At 53.8% G+C, this 17,571-nt stretch carries 13 protein-coding genes; all 13 read left to right on the forward strand.

Annotation, left to right across the window (positions count from 1 at the left end; translation table 11 throughout):
- The first annotated feature begins 117 nt into the window (after nucleotides 1-117).
- Entirely contained in the window at nucleotides 118-810 is a 693-nt protein-coding gene (locus BLT01_RS02530; RefSeq protein ID WP_092094260.1) for a response regulator transcription factor, read from the forward strand.
- Nucleotides 807-2,174, forward strand: coding sequence for a sensor histidine kinase (locus BLT01_RS02535; RefSeq protein ID WP_092094262.1), 1,368 nt, complete (start codon nucleotides 807-809; stop codon nucleotides 2,172-2,174). Before BLT01_RS02530 ends, BLT01_RS02535 begins: the two co-directional genes overlap by 4 nt.
- A gap of 69 nt (nucleotides 2,175-2,243) precedes the next feature.
- Nucleotides 2,244-2,942 (forward strand): PepSY domain-containing protein, encoded by a 699-nt coding sequence (locus BLT01_RS02540; RefSeq protein ID WP_176765000.1) that lies wholly within the window; start codon nucleotides 2,244-2,246, stop codon nucleotides 2,940-2,942.
- A 314-nt stretch (nucleotides 2,943-3,256) separates the two neighbouring features.
- Nucleotides 3,257-3,829, forward strand: coding sequence for a PepSY domain-containing protein (locus BLT01_RS02545; protein ID WP_092094266.1), 573 nt, complete (start codon nucleotides 3,257-3,259; stop codon nucleotides 3,827-3,829).
- Between the two features lie 209 nt (nucleotides 3,830-4,038).
- A complete protein-coding gene (locus BLT01_RS02550; protein WP_092094268.1) occupies nucleotides 4,039-6,387 on the forward strand; it encodes an Ig-like domain-containing protein in 2,349 nt (782 codons plus the stop codon).
- Nucleotides 6,388-6,427: 40 nt separating this feature from the next.
- Nucleotides 6,428-7,000, forward strand: a complete 573-nt coding sequence (locus tag BLT01_RS02555; RefSeq protein ID WP_092094270.1) for a class D sortase — start codon at nucleotides 6,428-6,430, stop codon at nucleotides 6,998-7,000.
- Between the two features lie 385 nt (nucleotides 7,001-7,385).
- Complete coding sequence (locus BLT01_RS02560; RefSeq protein WP_092094531.1) at nucleotides 7,386-8,081, forward strand: response regulator transcription factor; 696 nt, start codon at nucleotides 7,386-7,388, stop codon at nucleotides 8,079-8,081.
- 118 nt (nucleotides 8,082-8,199) lie between these two features.
- A complete protein-coding gene (locus BLT01_RS02565) occupies nucleotides 8,200-9,225 on the forward strand; it encodes a sensor histidine kinase (protein ID WP_092094272.1) in 1,026 nt (341 codons plus the stop codon).
- Between the two features lie 412 nt (nucleotides 9,226-9,637).
- Entirely contained in the window at nucleotides 9,638-12,136 is a 2,499-nt protein-coding gene (locus BLT01_RS02570; RefSeq protein ID WP_092094274.1) for an NEW3 domain-containing protein, read from the forward strand.
- A gap of 174 nt (nucleotides 12,137-12,310) precedes the next feature.
- Nucleotides 12,311-13,474 carry an ROK family transcriptional regulator gene (locus tag BLT01_RS02575; protein WP_092094276.1) on the forward strand — a complete coding sequence of 388 codons (1,164 nt, stop codon included), beginning with the start codon at nucleotides 12,311-12,313 and terminating at the stop codon, nucleotides 13,472-13,474.
- A gap of 17 nt (nucleotides 13,475-13,491) precedes the next feature.
- Nucleotides 13,492-14,619 carry an extracellular solute-binding protein gene (locus BLT01_RS02580; protein ID WP_245696846.1) on the forward strand — a complete coding sequence of 376 codons (1,128 nt, stop codon included), beginning with the start codon at nucleotides 13,492-13,494 and terminating at the stop codon, nucleotides 14,617-14,619.
- A 108-nt stretch (nucleotides 14,620-14,727) separates the two neighbouring features.
- A complete protein-coding gene (locus BLT01_RS02585) occupies nucleotides 14,728-15,825 on the forward strand; it encodes an ABC transporter ATP-binding protein (RefSeq protein ID WP_092094279.1) in 1,098 nt (365 codons plus the stop codon).
- Between the two features lie 49 nt (nucleotides 15,826-15,874).
- On the forward strand, nucleotides 15,875-17,563 hold the full coding sequence (locus BLT01_RS02590; RefSeq protein WP_245696847.1) for an ABC transporter permease: 1,689 nt from the start codon (nucleotides 15,875-15,877) through the stop codon (nucleotides 17,561-17,563).
- The last annotated feature ends 8 nt before the right edge of the window (nucleotides 17,564-17,571 follow it).

Below are 17,571 nucleotides of genomic sequence, written 5' to 3' on the forward strand. Positions count from 1 at the left end.
GAGAAATGCCGTGCGCCGCACGCCCTCTGCGACCTGCAGGCTTTGAGCCCTTCCGCCCTTGACGCCTTAATCCGCCGCCATCATAGTAATAGGTAGAAAGTGAAGGAGGCGGACGGCATGGCAGAACGGATCCTGATTGTGGAGGACGAGGAAAACATCGCGCGGGTGCTGCAGCTCGAGCTGGAGTTTGAGGGCTACGAGGCTGGGGTGGCACACGCGGGAGATGAGGGGCTGATCAAGTTCCGCGATGGCGGATGGGATCTTGTGCTGCTCGATCTGATGCTTCCCGGGCTGTCCGGGCTGGATGTGCTCCGCCGCATCCGGGCGAGCGATACGGCCGTTCCGGTCATCCTCCTCACGGCGAAGAGTGATGTGGAAGACAAAGTGGCGGGACTTGATCTCGGAGCGAACGATTACGTCACGAAGCCGTTCGAGATCGAAGAACTTCTCGCGCGCATCCGGGCGACGCTGCGCGTGGCGAAAGCGTTGTCAGCACCGAAAGAGGAAACGCCTGAGCATATCCATTCATTCGCAGGGCTCTCCATTAATGAAGAAACACGCGACGTGACCCGTGACGGGCGCGCCATCGAGCTGACCCCGCGGGAGTATGATCTGCTGCTGTATTTCCTGAAGCATCCGAACCGCGTGTTCGAGCGCGAGCAGCTGCTGGATGCGGTATGGGGATTTGATTATTACGGCGACACGAACGTCGTCGACGTGTATGTCCGTTACGTGCGCAAGAAGATCGGTGACGGGCTCATCCATACGGTCCGCGGAGTCGGCTATGTGCTGAAGGAAGCACCGAAATGAAGCTGAAAACGAGGATTCACGTATTCACGACACTTCTCATGTTCTTCATTCTCGCCGGGCTCAGCATCGGCATTTATTTCCTGTTCGAGAAAATGACATACGAACGGCAGGCGGGTCAGCTGATGGCAAGGGGGGAGAAGCTGACCGCCGAGCTGAATGAAATCGCTCCGGCAGATGCGAACATGGTCATCCGGGCCTACATGCCGCCGGACGGCGCGCTGCACATCATCGGGGCGGACGGGCGGGTGATCCGCAAAGTGGAGAGTGACAGCCGGCTGCGCAATTTCACGGCTGAACCGTCCGGCAACGGCCCGTACACCATCACCGACATAAAAGGCGTGCCCGCCGTGACGGTGGCCATGCCATTTATCAGCACAGGCGGGGAAGTGGCCGAACTCCGCATCACCCAGCTTGCGGACGACATTGCGCACGAGCTGTCCTTGCTCCGGCTGATTCTCACCGGGCTCACCGCCGCCGCGATGATACCGGTCATCGTATCGAGCGTCGCGCTGGGCCGCATCGTCACCCGGCCGATCAACGTGCTCACCGGCACGATGCGCGAAAACCGGGAAAAGGGCGCCTATGAGAAGATCGATGAAGGCCATGGACGGGACGAACTGCATGAGATGGCGCTTGCCTACAACGACATGATGGACCAACTGGGACGGAACTACGAAAAGCAGGAGCGCTTCGTTTCCGATGCCTCCCATGAGCTGAAAACGCCGATCACTGTCATCGAAAGCTACGCGCGCCTGCTGAAGCGGCGCGGATTCGATGACCGGAACGTCGCGGATGAGGCCGTCGGCGCCATTTTGTCGCAGGCCGTCCGCATGAAAGAGCTGACCGCACAGCTCCTGGACCTTGCCCGGTCCGACCGGGCAGCCGCTTATTCGTTTAAACAGGCGGATATCCGGGACATTGCCGAAGAAACCGTCCGCCCGATGCGGCAGGCATACGGCAGGGAGTTTGTGGTCGAAGGACCGGAGAAACTCCTTGCCGACACCGACCCGGACAAACTTCGCCAACTGCTGTTCATCCTTTTGGATAACGCACGGAAATACAGTGACGGCGATGTGAGGCTCGCATTGGAAAAAACAGACGGCCGCGTCGAACTCTCTGTCGCCGACCACGGCCCGGGCATCCCCGAAGCGGACCTGCCGCACCTGTTCGACCGCTTTTACCGCGTCAACAGTGACCGGAACCGAAAAACCGGAGGCACCGGCCTCGGACTCGCACTCGCCAAGGAAATCGCGGACGGGCTCGGGGCAGAACTGACTGTGGAAAGCGTCATCGGCGTCGGCACGGTATTCAGGATCTGTTTTGCTTCAAGCCGTCCTAAAAGGCACCACGCCGTGACGGAATAACCATCCGGTTCTCACCGTTTTTTAATGTTTGCTTTGTATAATAGGCGAAAAGGAGGGGGGTCGTTCATCATGGAAAAACGGAAATGGCTATGGCCCTCGGCGATCGGAGCGGCGGCTTTGATTGTGATCATTGTGGCTGTCATGGCGCTTCGCGGTGGCGGGGAGGCGATGGCGGCGGCTGACGCCGAAGACAAGCTGAAACAGATGTACGGAGGCGAAGTCCGGGAAATCGTGCAGGACGGCGACGTCTACCGTGTCACGCTCGAGCGCATCGACGGCGTGTTCGAAGCGGTCGTCGACAGCGATGACGGCGCGATCATCTCGCTGGAAAAGACCAAGAGCGTCGACCCGATCCCGGAAGCGGACATGAAAGAGAAAATCACGGAGCAGTATGGCTCGGAGCCGTCATCCATCGTATTTAAAGATCACGTCTACAACGCCACCATCGAAGATGAGACAAGTCTGACAGAAGCAGAATACGATGCCGTCACCGGTGAGCAGATAAAAGAAAAGGTAACGGAAAAAGAATCCTCGGAAACGCCTCCCGACAAAGAGGAACCGTTAAAGCCTTCCGTCCGGCTCACCTCAAAGGAAGCGGCATCGATTGTCCTGAAAGAGTTCCCGGGTGAACTGGATGATGTCGAATTTGAGGAAAGCAGTGACGGCGGCTACTATCTCGTCCAGGTGGAAACTCCTGACGACCGGGAAGTCGAAGTCCAGATCCACGCCATTTCCGGCGACATCCTGACATGGATCTGGGATGACTGAGCGTGCATCTGCCTCAACAGAAGAAACGCAAGGGCCGGGCGATCCCCGGCCCTTCTCTTATGGAATTTCCAAGACGGTTTCGTCATTCGGCCGTCTGATTTCATCATTCGGGAGGAAAGTTTCGTCATTTGCTTAATGAATGATGAAACCTGGACGCCGAATGACGAGACTAAGGCGATGAATGACGAAACCAACGTATTAAATGACGAAACCTATGCTTTCTCCACTCTCACCAAACTCTAATCTTCTCCTCACTGTCCCTTAATCAGAAAGGGATAGAATAAAGACAATAAGAAAACGAGGAGGAAACAAACATGAAAAAACGTTGGGTAATCGCACCGGTCGCAGCAGGAATTCTGGCAATTGGAGGCATGGCCGCATTCGCGGAAGACACCGGGAAACTTGTCCAGGCCGACACGGCTGAAGCGAAAGTGAAACAGGCGGCATCCGGATGGATCTCCGCAGATGAGGCAAAATCGATCGCACTTGAAGCGGCTGGCGGCGGGGAAGTCCGCGAGATGGAACTGGACCGCGATGACCGTGAGTATGAATTTGAAATTCTCGGCGAATCCGGCGAAGTGGATGTTAAAATCGATGCAAAATCCGGCAAGGTGCTGGAGACGGAGCAAGACGATCAGGACGATGACCGGGACGACCAGGATGACGATCACCAGGCGGCACCCGACAACCTGATTTCCGAGGAAGAAGCGATCCGGATCGCGAAAGACAAGACCGGTTCGGCTGCTGAAGTCACTGAAGCAGAGCTCGACGAAGAAGACGGCCGCTGGCACTATGAGCTGGAACTTCGCGACGACCGCCACGAGTATGATGTCGACGTAGACGCAGAAAGCGGAGACGTTATCGACTTTGAAAAAGACGAAAACTAAGTTTCACAGAAAGACCGCTTCCCAATCGGGACAGCGGTCTTTTTTTACAGGAAAAATATTTTATATTAAGGGAAATCTTTGAAGGAATTCAATCGCGCTAGGTCGAATAGAGTAGGTCAAACCGGGAAGATTGCCCTACCGACTGAATCAGCGGACGTGCGTATCACCGGTCTATCAAAATAAGTACTTGATGGAAAGGAAGCGTACGCATGAACCCGCTCAACCGTAAGAAAACAGAAGGCAGCCGGATCAGAAAGACATCCGCAGTTGCAGGAATTGCCGCAGCCCTAGTATTTAGCACAATCCCGTTCGGAGGGCCGAACCGGACGTTTGCGGAGCAGTCTGAAGGCGCACTTCAGCTGGAGGCTGCCGTACATGACATGGACACGCACTACAGCCTTGATCTGCACCTTACAGGAAACGCGGATGAACAGGAAGGATCCGCCCAGGCCGTTGCCTTTTATTCCCCCTTCCTCTCGGAAAAATGGTCAGCGACCGGAGCGGTGAACACGGCGATCCGGCCGTCCGCAGTCACAATCTCTCAGCTGCCGGCACTTAAAGAAGGGCTGGACCCGATTGCTGAGAAAGCCCGGGAGATCACCGGGAAACTGACTGCGAAGCTTTCCGAGGAAGTTGTGTCGGAAGACCCGGAAACCGGTGAAACAGAAACCGTGACAGTTTCCGACCTGATTGCAATAGCAGGACTTCCTGAGGTCGAGACAGCCGCCGCTTCTCTTGCAGATCCAAGCGGACTTGCGTCTCTGCCGGTGTATGAGAAAGAGATACCGGTTTCGGCTTACGGAGAAGCGTTCCTTGCCGATTTCTCGGAAGGACTGGACCAACACTTGGAAACAAAGATTGAGAGTGTCGTCTGGGATTCCGTTGAAGGGGTCCGGGCGAATGTGGAAGCGCTCGAACTGATTATGAAGGAACAGTCGGAAGCGGCAGATGCCCCTCAGTCGGAAACCGGTCAGCTGATCGATGAAATCAACGCCGAAATCATTGAGCCCGGCAAAGAACAACTGGAGACGTTGATTGAACAAGCCCATGCTGCCATCCAAGGGGAAGACTCCGAGTGGACAGGCGTCCTGGACGAGCTGCGCAAAGTGGACTCCATCGAGGCCGGGACGACCATGCGGGTGGAAAAGCCTGTTGGGGCCGATAATCCGGTGACCATCCAGGCCGGACTGACAAGCACCTCCCCGGGCCAAGATGAATTGGCGTTTCTGGAAGCAAAGGCCGAAGCGGACTTTGGGGAAAAAGGGGACCCTGTCAAACTCCCTAAAGGGCCGGCTAATATTTACTTGTTCGCAGGGGAACCGTTCGCTTTTGGCGAGGGACTGGCCGGGGCGACGGTATTCGCCAGGACTCAGTCCGGTAAAGACCACCTCGGCTCTGCCGTCGTAGAGCCGCCAATTTTTTATTTTGCAGACGAAATAGAGATCGAGAATAATGGTTTCTTTGGAATGGAACTGCAGCGCCCTCTGATTCAAGGGGAAGTCATTGAGTTTTACCAGAGAACGGAAGACGGGCAGACAAGTGAGTCCGTATTTGTCGAAGTCCTTCCGGCTCCGGGCGATGACGAATGGGAACCGACACTCGAGATGCCTGTGGTCGATGATATCTACGATATCGACTATGTCATCACGGGAACAGCGGATCCGGGGAATCTGGTCGCCGCTGTTGATCTGGGGATGGAAGAGGTGATCGGTTTTGCTGACGTGGAAGAAGACGGATCATTCTGGATGGAGTTGGAAGAGCCTCTGGAGGCGGGAACCGAAGTCGGCTTTATCCAAGTGAATGAAGAAGAATACAGTGACCTTGCCATCAAAACGGTTCTGAAGGCGGAAATGTCACTGGACCCTCCGACAGTGGACCCGCTGGATGACGATGATCTCAGCATCACCGGTGCTGCCGGCGCCGGCAACGTTGTCCTGGCAGGAATCGGAGAAGAGCTGATCGGAATTGCGGAAGTGGAAGAAGACGGCCGATTTGACATTGAACTTGCCGAACCTCTTGAAGCAGGAACAGTCGTGGAACTGTACCAGCTTTCCGAAGACGGCCAGTATAGTGACACGGTATCGGTAACAGTCCAGAAAGCCGGGGATGCAGTCGTTCAAAAGCCGACGGTCAACGCGATCACCGATAAAGACCGGGCAGTGACGGGCAAAGGCCTTCCGGGCCATACCGTCATCGGTTATTCGGACAATGAGGAAATCGGCAAAGCGGAAGTCGGCAAAGACGGCACATTCAGCATTGGGCTGGAAAACCCGTTTTCTGCAGGCACCGTGCTGGAATTCCGGCAGGCTGATGAGGATGGGAAGCTGAGCGAACCGGTCCAAGTGACCGTTGGGAAAGCCGAATCCGGCACAGCCTCGGACAGCAAAGGGAATTCAGAAACCGAGTCCGGATCCAAGGGGACGAACGGAAGCAGTTCCGGACAGAAGCTTCCGAAAACCGCGACAGCAACCGGCGCTATGGGACTTGCCGGAGGCGGCGTGCTCCTGGCCGGCCTTCTGATGAGGCGTTTTGCAAGAAAGGCCAGAAGCAGCCAATAATGCTGCGGGTGAACAATTCCTTCGAAGGGAGGAGAAGCGCATGAAATGGATCAGCAACATCTTGATTATCATCGGAGCGGCAGCGCTCGTGTTTGCGGGCTGGTCCTATTTCAGCCACTCGAAAGCGCAGGAACAGTCGCTCTTGGAAGCCCAGGAACGGCTGGAAAAAGGCCAAAGCGGCACAGATCCGGATGCAGGCCCAGAGGATTTCAAAGCCGCATATGGAGACGCGATTGGTCTGCTGCAAGTGCCGAAGCTCGGCAAGGAATTGCCGATCGTCGAAGGCACCGACCCGGACGCCCTGATGAAAGGTGTGGGGCACTTGACGGAATCGGTGTTCCCGGGACAAAACGAGCAGATTTTGCTTGCCGGCCATCGCGACACGGTGTTCAAGAGATTCGCGGAACTCTCGATCGGCGACACGTTCAACGTCCAATTGCCGTACGGTGAGTTCGAGTACGAGATCCGGGACACGGAAATCGTGGATGCCGAAGATACCTCCGTGATCCGCAGCATGGGCGAGGAAGTCCTCGTTGTCTCGACATGCTACCCGTTCGATGCACTGGGCTCAGCTCCTGAACGGTTCGTCTTTTACGCGTACCCCGTGAACTGACTGGAAACACTAACCCTCCATCTTCTTTTGTTCTTTTGATGGAGGGTTATTTGCTGCAAAAAAAGATCCGCCGACAACCGGGCGGATCAAAAGACCTGCATCTCTAAAAGGGGGAAATAGAGAAGTGGGGCTGATCATAGGATACCCGGTCCGCCGGATCTTAATCCCGGAACGTGAAATTTTCTTTAATGCCCCGCCCTTCCCTTCTTATTTCTCAAAAAAATACCCGCCGACATCGCCGGCGGGCCAGGACCTGCATTCTCTAAAAGGGGGAAATAGAGAAGTGGGGTTGCTAATAGGTTACCCGCCTTTCGGGGAGTTATTCATGTTTTTCCAAAAAACTCTCGGAGTTTCCGGTAAACTGGTGGAAAAGGGGGTCTTCGTAATGGCGTTCACAGTGTTTATGGTGGAGGATGACGAGGCGATTTTCCGGTCGCTGTCCGAAAAGCTCGGGCAGTGGGGGCTGTCGGTCACGGGCCCTGACGATTTTCACCGGGTGATGGAAGCGTTCCGGGCGGCCGGTCCCCATCTGGTGATTCTCGACATCGGACTGCCGGCGTTTGACGGATACCACTGGTGCCGCGAGATCCGTGCGGAGTCGAACGTGCCAATCGTCTTTTTGTCGTCGCGCGACCATCCGATGGACCAGGTGATGGCAATGTCGATGGGCGCAGACGACTTTATCCGTAAACCCTTCCATTCAGATGTCCTTTTGGCGAAGCTCCAGGCCATTCTGCGGCGCACATATGCCTACGCCGACGAAAAGCCGGACGTTGCGGAATGGAACGGAGCGGTGCTTGACCTAAAGCGGGGCATCATCCGCTCCGGCGGCAAGGAGGTCGAGCTGACGAAAAACGAATTCTTCATCCTCGCTGTTCTCGTCGAATCGCGAAACGAAATCCTTTCCCGTGACGAACTGATCCGCAAACTCTGGGACGACGAGCGTTTCGTGAACGACAACACCCTCACGGTTAACATCAACCGGTTGCGGAACAAGCTTGAAGAAATCGGGCTCGGGGATAAGATTGTGACGAAAAAGGGACTGGGGTATGTGGCGGTGGAGAACGGTTCGCCTGACTGAACACTCAGTCAAACCGGTTATCACCCATTTCCCCAAAGATATCGCTCGTTTTTATCCGGATATCGAACACTTTTGAAAAGATATCAACCACTCCCGCCCAGAAGGAGGCAAGTTCAACATGCTCATCCCCTATCTAAAATCTCGTCTCCCATGGATCCTTTTCTTCCTCGGCGCTCTCCTTCTCGGGGACCTGATCATCATCATCGATGACGGGATCGAGATCGAAGCGGCCTCCGTCCTGTATATGAACGTCCTTTTAGCCGCGGCATTCGCTCTCTTCGTCCTCTGGCGGTGGCGGCAGGAGACGGCGTTCCTTCGGAAAGCATCGAGCCTGACAGATCAATTGCTCCGGGATTGGGAGGAGCTGTTGCCTGAGCCTCCATCCGATCTTGACCAAATAACGGCGGAACTACTCACCGCAGCTTCCCGTTCTCATCGGGAGGAGCTGGCGAAGGTGGCTGATGCACAGTATCTGGAGACGGATTACCTGGCAGCGTGGGTGCATGAGGCGAAGGCGCCGCTGACGGCGATCAAGCTGATTGTGGATGAACACCGGGGCAATCCGGCCATGCGCAGGCTTGAGGCGGAGTGGCTCCGGCTTCATCTGCTGATCGACCGGCAGTTGTATATCTCGCGCATGCCGACGCTCGCGGCCGACTTTCTTCCCGGGACGGCAAGCGTGCGCTCGCTCAACGCGCCCGAGATCCGCGAACTCGCCGCCTGGTGCATGGAAAAGGACGTAGCGGTCGAACTGGAAGGAGAGGACTACCTCGTTCGCACCGACGAAAAATGGGCGCGGTTCATCATCCGGCAGATCCTGACGAACGCCGTGAAATACAGCCCGGCCGGCGCCACAATCACCATCACAGCCGATCGGTCTTCCAAGGGGAATGTCCGGGTCCGAATCAAAGACGAAGGGCCCGGCATCCCTGCACACGACCTGCCGCGGATCTTCGAAAAAAGCTTCACGGGCAGCACCGGCCGCATCCACAATGCCGCCACGGGTCTCGGCCTGTATCTCGCAAATACGGTAGCCGCAAGGCTGGGCATCCACCTGTCCGCCGTTTCGAAACAAGGACAGGGCACCGTCCTCACGCTGACCTTCCCGAAAGATAATGAGTTTGATCGGATCATGGGTGGCTAAATCTTCACACTTTTCCCTGAAGCGGCAGCCGGACAGATTCCATCATGACCCCTGACGTGATTCTCGCGAGGAAGAGGATCGTTTCCAGCCGGATGCCGTTCCCCTTGAAAGACAGGCACCCACTCCAGTCAGCGAATCAGGGGCCTTCATCTGTATATCAGCTTTGAGCATCCGGGAAATCCCGGATTTTTTTTCGGTGAAAACCAATAGTGCACTTGAATATCAGGTCTTTTGGCGTGCGTCTTAATGCTTAGAGGAAGAAAAGCAAATAGTCAAATGGTTAGATTAAAAATATTCAGACTATATGTATACTAAACCGAAAGAGAGCACTCATCTTTAGTTAGTTAGTAACCTTTACTAACTAATGTGAATGCGCTTTCTCTTGAAACCATTTGATGAAGGGGCGAGATATGTGAAGAGGCTTTGGTATGGGATGATGTCCATCTTATTGGTGCTGTCCGTGCTGCCACAGGTTGTTCTGGGAGAAAACCAGGATGGACACGATGTGGAACTGTGGAATGCGGTGAAGCCGCTGGATACAACGGTCACGTTCCTCAATACAGGGGCCCACCCGGATGACGAGCGCAGTGATTTCCTCGCATATTTGTCGAGAGGGCTTGGGGTGAAGACGGCCAGCCTGATCGCCAACCGCGGGGAGGGCGGGCAGAATGCCATCGGAAATGAACTGGGGAACGGTCTCGGTATCATCCGTTCCAACGAAATGATTGAAGCGGCAAAAGTCAACGGGGTTAAAGCCTACCACCTGAGCGATACCACGTCGGATGCCATCTATGACTTTGGATTCTCAAAATCTCCGGAGGAAACACTGGAGAAATGGGGAGAGGAAGTCACTTATTCCCGTCTCATTGAGTTCATCCGCACCTACCAGCCGGATGTGGTGATGCCTTCCTTCCTGAACGTGGACAGCCAGCATGGACACCACCGCGCGATCAATGTCCTGTCTGTGAAGGCATTTGAGGATGCGGCCGATCCTGCAGTCTTCCCCGAGCAAATCAAGAACGGACTGGAACCTTGGCAAATCAAAAAGCTGTACCTCCCGGTTTCCCGGGATGAAGCGACCGTATCCATTGAGATCGGTGACTACGATCCGGTTTACGGGATGAGTTATCCACAGTTAGGTGAAGCGTCACGCTATCTGCATAAGAGTCAGGGCATGGGACGTGATATTCCTGTGGAGCCTCGCCAGGTTCACTTGAAACTTGCGGAGTCTGCTGTGCCGGAGAATTCGGATAAGCTGTTCGAAGGTATCCCTTATGATTTTGCAGCATGGGCGGATAAAGTCTCTGACAAAGAACTCAGCGAATCTCTCGGTTCTCTTCAGCAAAAATTGGACCGGATCGTTGAACTTTATCCAGACCGCGGAGCCATCCTACCAGATTCTCAGAAGGCACTGCGTGATGTAAGGGAACTGGCCGGGAAAGTGGCTGCTTCCAAGCTGGATCAGGACGTCAAGAATGACCTTCTTCATAAACTGGAGCTGAAAGAGGAGCAACTTCTCGAAGTAAGCCGGGTGGCTTCCGAATTGTCGGTGGACATTTCAATCGGCTCTTACGTGCTGACCCAGGGTGAGCAGACGGAAGTGGAAGTGACAGTCACGAATGAAGGAAACCAAAAACTTCATCATATCGAAGCAGCCCTTCTGACCCCGGAGAACTGGAAACATGAAAAAGCTGTTAAGCTCAAGCATCTGAAACCGGGTGAATCCAAGACAGCCAGCTTCACTGTAAAAGTGCCGGATGATGCGGAGTACTTTGAGCCTTATGCCGAAGCTTCTATCCAAGCGCAGCTTTCATTCAAGGAAAATGGAGTGGACACGACATTTGGCAGCGACCTTGATAACACGGTCAGTGTCTTGCCTGAACTGGGCGTGACGCCGGATCCGGCCAATATTACGGTGAACACGGCTGATGTGCAGGAAACGATTCCGGTCAGCGTGAAAGTGAAAAACTACGCTGACGCTTCTCAGGAAGCAACGGTTTCTCTGAACCTTCCCGCAGGGTGGAGCAGTGAGCCGGCAATGGCAGAAGTGAATCTGGAAAAGCGATTTGACGAAAGAAGCGTTTCCTTCAATCTGATTCCGCCATCTGAGGTGGAGGAAGGCGACTTTACAATCAGGGCCATAGCCAAAGCGAATGGGAAAACCCATCACACAACTGTCCAGGAGATCAAGTACGAGCACGTCAACGACTCGTATTACTTGTATCCTTCCTCCATTAACGGCGTTGCATTTGAACTCCTGAAGCCGGAGAATCTGAAGGTCGGATACATCGACAGCGGTTTTGATTCGATCGCCGATTCGTTCATCAATGCCGGTTTCGACATCACCAAGCTGACGCCCGAAGACCTGGCTTCAGCAGATCTTTCACAATATGACACAATCGTGACGGGTATCCGCGCGACACTCGGCAGGGAGGACCTGCTCGCAAATAACGATCGGATCAAAGAGTACGTGCATAATGGCGGGCACTTCGTTATGCAATATGTGACCGCTTCCGATCCTTGGGATGCAGAGCTGACAGCCCCTTACCGACTGAAAATCGGAACCCCGTCCATCCGCTGGCGCGTGACAGACGAGAATGCAGACGTGACGGTGACCAAGCCGGATCACCCGCTATTCAATTATCCGAACAAAATTGCGGACAGTGATTGGGACAACTGGGTACAGGAACGCGGACTGTATTTCCCGATGGAATGGGATGAGCGGTACGAGACATTCGTGTCGATGGCCGACCCGGGAGAGGATCCATTCACGAGCGGAATCCTCATGGCTGAGTACGGAGAAGGGACCTATCTGTACACGAACCTGGTATTCTATCGTCAGATCGGAGCCCAGGTTCCGGGTGGATATCGTATTTTTGCTAACCTGATCAGTTACGGAGCCGATCGATAAAATGGTTCGCCTTAAACATAGACTGCATAGACCGTATTTACGGTCTATGCTTTTTTAGGAAGAAAATCAAAAAAGTTCATTGAAAGCGGTTTACAATTACAGAATCATTGATTACAATGTTTTCAGACAAGTTAGTAAGTTAAGTTAACAAACTAACCATTTAGGGGCAGTGCCATGCAATATGTGAATGACGAATCAAATATCAACCGCAATGCACGGCAGGTGCTCAGGTGTGTCTTGGAAACAGAACCGACGACCCGGACGGCGATTGCAAAAAAGCTGTCTCTCAGTAAGCCAACCGTATCCGCGGCCATCACCAGGCTCATTGATGAAGGCTGGGTCACCGAGACAGGCAGCGGGGAGGCCTCCGCTAGCGGAGGGCGCAAACCGGTCAACTTGATGTTCAACCCGAAAAAGGCACGCTGTATCGGGATTGATATCGGAGGCACAAAGGTGGCTGTCGGCATCACCGACTTGAAAGGGGAGCTTGAAAGTTACCGGACCTTTCCTACCCAACAATACTTGAACGAGGATTTCTTTCCTGCAATCCGGAGAATGACCGAAGATATGATGATGGAGCTGTCTCTGGAAAAAGAAGAAATCCTGGGCATCGGTGCCGGTATCCCAGGAGTGACCAACGTACAAACCGGTATCGTGGAAGAAGCACCGGCTTTGAAATGGAGAGATTATCCGGTTCGTGAAAAGCTGGAAGAAGTGTTTCCTTACCCCGTGTACGTTGACAATGACGTGAATATCGGAGTGCTTGGGGAGCACTGGACGGGACGGGGCAAAGGCAAGCAAAACCTGATCTATATTGCCATAGGGACGGGGATCGGCAGCGGAATCATTTTGAACGGCCAGCTGTTCCGGGGAAGCCACTACAGTGCGGGGGAGCTCGGTTATATGGTGACAGACAGGAATCTTGCAAAAACGTATCGTCCTTCCTATGAAGGCTATGGATTCCTTGAAAGCGTTGCGGGCGGAACATCTGTCGGCACGGCATTGTCTGAGCGCCTTGATAGAGAAGTGACAGCTGCAGAAGCGTTCAATTTGTACCGATCAGGAGACAGAGATGCCGCCGAAATCCTTGGGAATGTACTGGAACAACTCGGGATTGCAGTGGCAAATTACGTATCGCTGCTGAATCCGGAGATGATTATTTTAGGAGGTGGTCTGTCACAGTCTTTCGATGTGATCCAGCCGATTGTCTCAGACAATGTAAAGCGGTACGCACCGAAAGAATGTGAAATCGTCAAGACGGCATTCGGTCAAGAAGCTGGCGTAATCGGCGCGGTTGCTCTGTTGCTGAAAGAGCACGAGGGACTGTACAACATTTGAAAAAGGGGGCAGTTTGAATGGGGAAATGGATGAAGAGAAGTTGGTTGCTCGTTATGGCGGCACTGTTTGCACTTGCTTTGGCAGGATGTATGGCCGGTTCCGGCGGAGGAGAGGAAGAGGATGCTTCCGGAACCCCATCGGATGATGCGGGCGGCGAAGCCGACAAGTCGGAAGACCTTGAGGAAAAGGTTGTTATTTACTCTCCACACGGCAGTGATATTTTGGGGGACTTCAAACAACGTTTTGAAGAAGAATATGGCATAAAGATGGAGTTCCTGGACATGGGCTCCCAGGAAATTCTTGACCGGATCCGCTCCGAGAAAAACAATACACAGGCTGACGTCTGGTGGGGCGCGCCTCAAGTGAACTTCGATCAGGCAAAGGACGAAGGGCTGCTTGCTGAATATAAGCCGTCCTACGCGGATGCGCTGGATGACATGTATTATGACGAAGACTGGATGTGGACCGGCACATCGATGACGCCTGAAGTCATCATGTACAACAACAAGGAAATCTCCGAAGAAGAAGCGCCGAAAGACTGGGATGACCTGATTGATCCGAAATGGCAGGATGAGCTGATCATCCGCTATCCGCTCGCATCCGGCACGATGCGAACCATCTATTCGGCCATGATCTACCGGACATACAAAGACACGGAAGATACGAAGGAAGGCTACGAATGGCTTGAGAAGCTGGACAACAACACGAAAGAATACTCGGCCAACCCAGAACTGATGTACAACCAGCTCGCAAAAGGCGTCGGCTCCCTGACCGTCTGGAATATGCCGGATGCCGTCATGCTTGCGGAAGAAAAGGGTTATCCGTTCGGCTATGTCCTGCCGGCAAGCGGAACACCGGTCCTGACCGAAGGTATTGCGATCGTCAAGGATGCGCCTCATCCGAAAGCGGCAGAAGCGTTCTATGAGTTCGTCAACACACCGGAAGCAGCAAAGCTGCTCGCGGAAAAATACTACCGCATTCCAACGCGGGATGATGTGACCGACCTTCCGGAATGGATCACTGAAGCTGAAGATGATATCAAGCCGATGGACATTGATTGGGCACTGTTCCAGGAAAAATCCGATGAGTGGATGGACCATTGGGATAATCAGATCAAGAACGCAGAAAAAGAAACTGGCGAGTAACCTGCAGGCGGCATGGGCTCCATATAGCGTTTACTTTTGACGTTGGACTATCGCAGGGAGCAATGCCTGCGATAGTCCAGTGTTTTTACAGGGAAGGGAGTGGTTGCTGTGTCAACCGTTCATTTATCAGCGATTACCAAGCAGTTCGGCAAAGTCACGGCGGTGGAGGATCTGGACCTCCTGATCAAAGAGGGGGAATTCTTTACTTTTCTCGGGCCGAGCGGCTGCGGCAAAACAACGACACTCCGTATGGTTGCCGGGTTCTATTACCCGACCAAAGGGGTGGTGAAGTTTAACGACCGGGTCATGACAACCGTCCCGCCTGAAAAACGGAATACCGGCATGGTGTTCCAGAACTATGCACTGTTCCCGCATATGACAGTTTTCGAGAATGTCGCATTCGGCCTGAAAGTCCGGAAAATGAGCAAAGAAGAGACGAAAAAACGGGTGGAAGATGTATTGCGCAAAGTTCGGCTTGACCAGTATGCCGAACGTCAGGTAAGCCAGCTTTCAGGAGGCCAGCAACAACGGGTGGCTTTGGCGCGTGCGCTCGTCATCGAGCCGGATATCCTGCTGCTGGATGAGCCGCTCAGTAACCTGGATGCTCGGCTTCGGGATGAAATGCGCGCGGAAATTCTCCGGCTGCAGAAAGAATATAAAATTACGACGATCTACGTCACGCATGACCAGGTTGAGGCCCTGACGATGAGCGATCGGATTGCTGTCTTCAACTCCGGCAAATGCCAGCAGGTCGGCACGCCGACTGAAATCTACAATGAACCGGTCAACGACTTTGTCGCTGAATTTATCGGTGAGACGAATCTGCTGGGTGTCAGCGAAGCCGGCTTGGGAGAAAACCACCGGTTATACCATGTGGATGCGCTGGGCAGTAAGGTGAAGGTAAACAACACTTCCTTGAATGTTGCCGGGTATACCGAAAATGATGAACTGCGGTTATCGGTCAGGCCGGAGGCGATAGAGGTCTCCGCCCAGCCGGTCGCGGGGGAAAATGTTTTTCCCGGCAAGGTGAAATTGGTCCAATTCACCGGGGCGGCTGTACATACCTATGTAGAGATGAACGATCGGCTGACACTTGTCGGAACCGCTCTTAACCAGGGGCCAAGCACTTATCTGAAGGAAGGTGCGGAAGTCTATGTCCGCCTTCCGGAAGACCAGATCCGGATTGTGCCGAAAGCGGGGGTGTGATTCATGGAAAATTGGAATCCGCACGCCTTTTGGAAGGGAGGACACCATCATGCTGAATGCTGAAAAAAGAAGGACTCTGGTGCTTCTCATCCCGGTTGTCCTCATTCTCACCGGCTATGTGCTTTATCCGACATTAAGGACTGCCTATGAGAGTTTCCTGCATAACGGCGTTCCTTCCTTCCAGAACTATGAAGACTTCTTCGGTTCAAAGGCAAAGGCCAACCTGCAAGCGCTATGGAATTCGGTCTGGATATCCCTGCTATCGGTTTTGTTCAGCGCGCTGATCGGTGTTCCGCTTGCCTATATCTTCAATCGCTATGAATTTCCGGGCCGCCGGTTTTTCTCCAACATTGCGATCATGCCGATCGTTCTGCCATCCCTTGTTGGGGTGATGGCGTTCATGTTCCTTTACGGTGAGGCAGGCCTCATACCGAATGCGATCAAAGACCTGCTGAATCTCTCAGAAGTGCCGTTCAAGATCGGCGGGATATCAGGCATCCTGATTGTCCATGCCTATACGATGTATCCGTACTTCTACATGACGACGGCATCCGCGTTATCCAACTTGGATCTCTCACTTGAGGAAGCGGCTTCCAACCTTGGCGCGAACCGTTTCAAGGTGTTCTGGCAGGTCACTTTCCCGCTTCTGACTCCAGGGTTCGTGGCGGCATCGCTCCTGGTCTTCATGGTCTCAATGGCCAGCTTCAGCGCGCCGTTCCTGCTTGCAGGGGGCTTCCGGGTGCTGAGCCTCCAGATCTACTTCTCAAAAATCAATGGCGATCTGGAGATGGCGGCCACTCAGTCTGTTATTTTGTCAATCGTGTCGATTGCGTTCCTCCTGTTTATGCGCTGGTATCAAGGCAGGAAGGACTACAGGATGGCATCCAAGGGAATTGGTGCCCATCGCAGTGAAGTCAACAATCCGATGCTCAAGTGGACCATGGTCACGCTCGGTGTCTTCGCCGTGATTATCCTGCTTCTGCCGCATGCAACACTGCTCATCCTGTCGCTCGTTCCTGAAGGGACCTGGACCTGGCAGACGTACCCGGCTGTATTCAATCTGGAAAACTATAAAATGCTGTTTGACACACCATACATCTGGGAGCCTGTGCGCAACAGCCTGATCATGGCAGTTATCGCCTGTTTCGGTGTGTTTGTCTTTGGGATCTTCACGTCCTATGCGCTTGTGAAGCGGAACTTCATCGGGAAGAACCTTTTAGACATACTGGTCATGATCCCTTGGGCGCTCCCGGCAACGGTGATCGGGATGAATCTGATTCTGGCGTTTAACTCACCAAACCCGTTCTCGTTCGGACAGATCCTGGTCGGGACGTTCTGGATTTTACCACTCGCCTACTTTATCCGTTTTCTGCCGCTTGTTGTCCGCTCAACCAACGCGGTGCTGGAACAACTGGATGACTCCATTGAGGAAGCGGCTCAGAATCTGGGGGCCAAGTGGTTTTATACATTCCGGAAAGTTGTCATTCCGATCATCATGCCTGGTGTACTGAGCGGTACGTTGCTTGCCTTTGTCCAGGCGGTCGGGGAGTTCCCGACATCCGTCCTTCTCTACACAATCGGAAATCGGCCGATTTCAATTGAAATCATGAACCAGCTCCGCATGTTCAACATCGGGCAGGCCGCTGCATATGGCATGATCCAAGTCGCGCTGATTGCAGTCGTCATGTTCATCTCCAGCAGGTTCCTTGGGGTCAAAGCAGAAAAGTCTCTCGGTTAATAAAATGA

Origin of the sequence: Bhargavaea beijingensis (assembly GCF_900101985.1) — a bacterium.
Lineage (GTDB): Bacteria > Bacillota > Bacilli > Bacillales_A > Planococcaceae > Bhargavaea > Bhargavaea beijingensis.

Coding starts and splice junctions, on each gene's coding strand:
- BLT01_RS02530 (WP_092094260.1), top strand. CDS start 118: ATGGCAGAACGGATCCTGATTGTGGAGGACGAGGAAAACATCGCGCGG.
- BLT01_RS02535 (WP_092094262.1), top strand. CDS start 807: ATGAAGCTGAAAACGAGGATTCACGTATTCACGACACTTCTCATGTTC.
- BLT01_RS02540 (WP_176765000.1), top strand. CDS start 2,244: ATGGAAAAACGGAAATGGCTATGGCCCTCGGCGATCGGAGCGGCGGCT.
- BLT01_RS02545 (WP_092094266.1), top strand. CDS start 3,257: ATGAAAAAACGTTGGGTAATCGCACCGGTCGCAGCAGGAATTCTGGCA.
- BLT01_RS02550 (WP_092094268.1), top strand. CDS start 4,039: ATGAACCCGCTCAACCGTAAGAAAACAGAAGGCAGCCGGATCAGAAAG.
- BLT01_RS02555 (WP_092094270.1), top strand. CDS start 6,428: ATGAAATGGATCAGCAACATCTTGATTATCATCGGAGCGGCAGCGCTC.
- BLT01_RS02560 (WP_092094531.1), top strand. CDS start 7,386: ATGGCGTTCACAGTGTTTATGGTGGAGGATGACGAGGCGATTTTCCGG.
- BLT01_RS02565 (WP_092094272.1), top strand. CDS start 8,200: ATGCTCATCCCCTATCTAAAATCTCGTCTCCCATGGATCCTTTTCTTC.
- BLT01_RS02575 (WP_092094276.1), top strand. CDS start 12,311: ATGCAATATGTGAATGACGAATCAAATATCAACCGCAATGCACGGCAG.
- BLT01_RS02580 (WP_245696846.1), top strand. CDS start 13,492: ATGGGGAAATGGATGAAGAGAAGTTGGTTGCTCGTTATGGCGGCACTG.
- BLT01_RS02590 (WP_245696847.1), top strand. CDS start 15,875: ATGCTGAATGCTGAAAAAAGAAGGACTCTGGTGCTTCTCATCCCGGTT.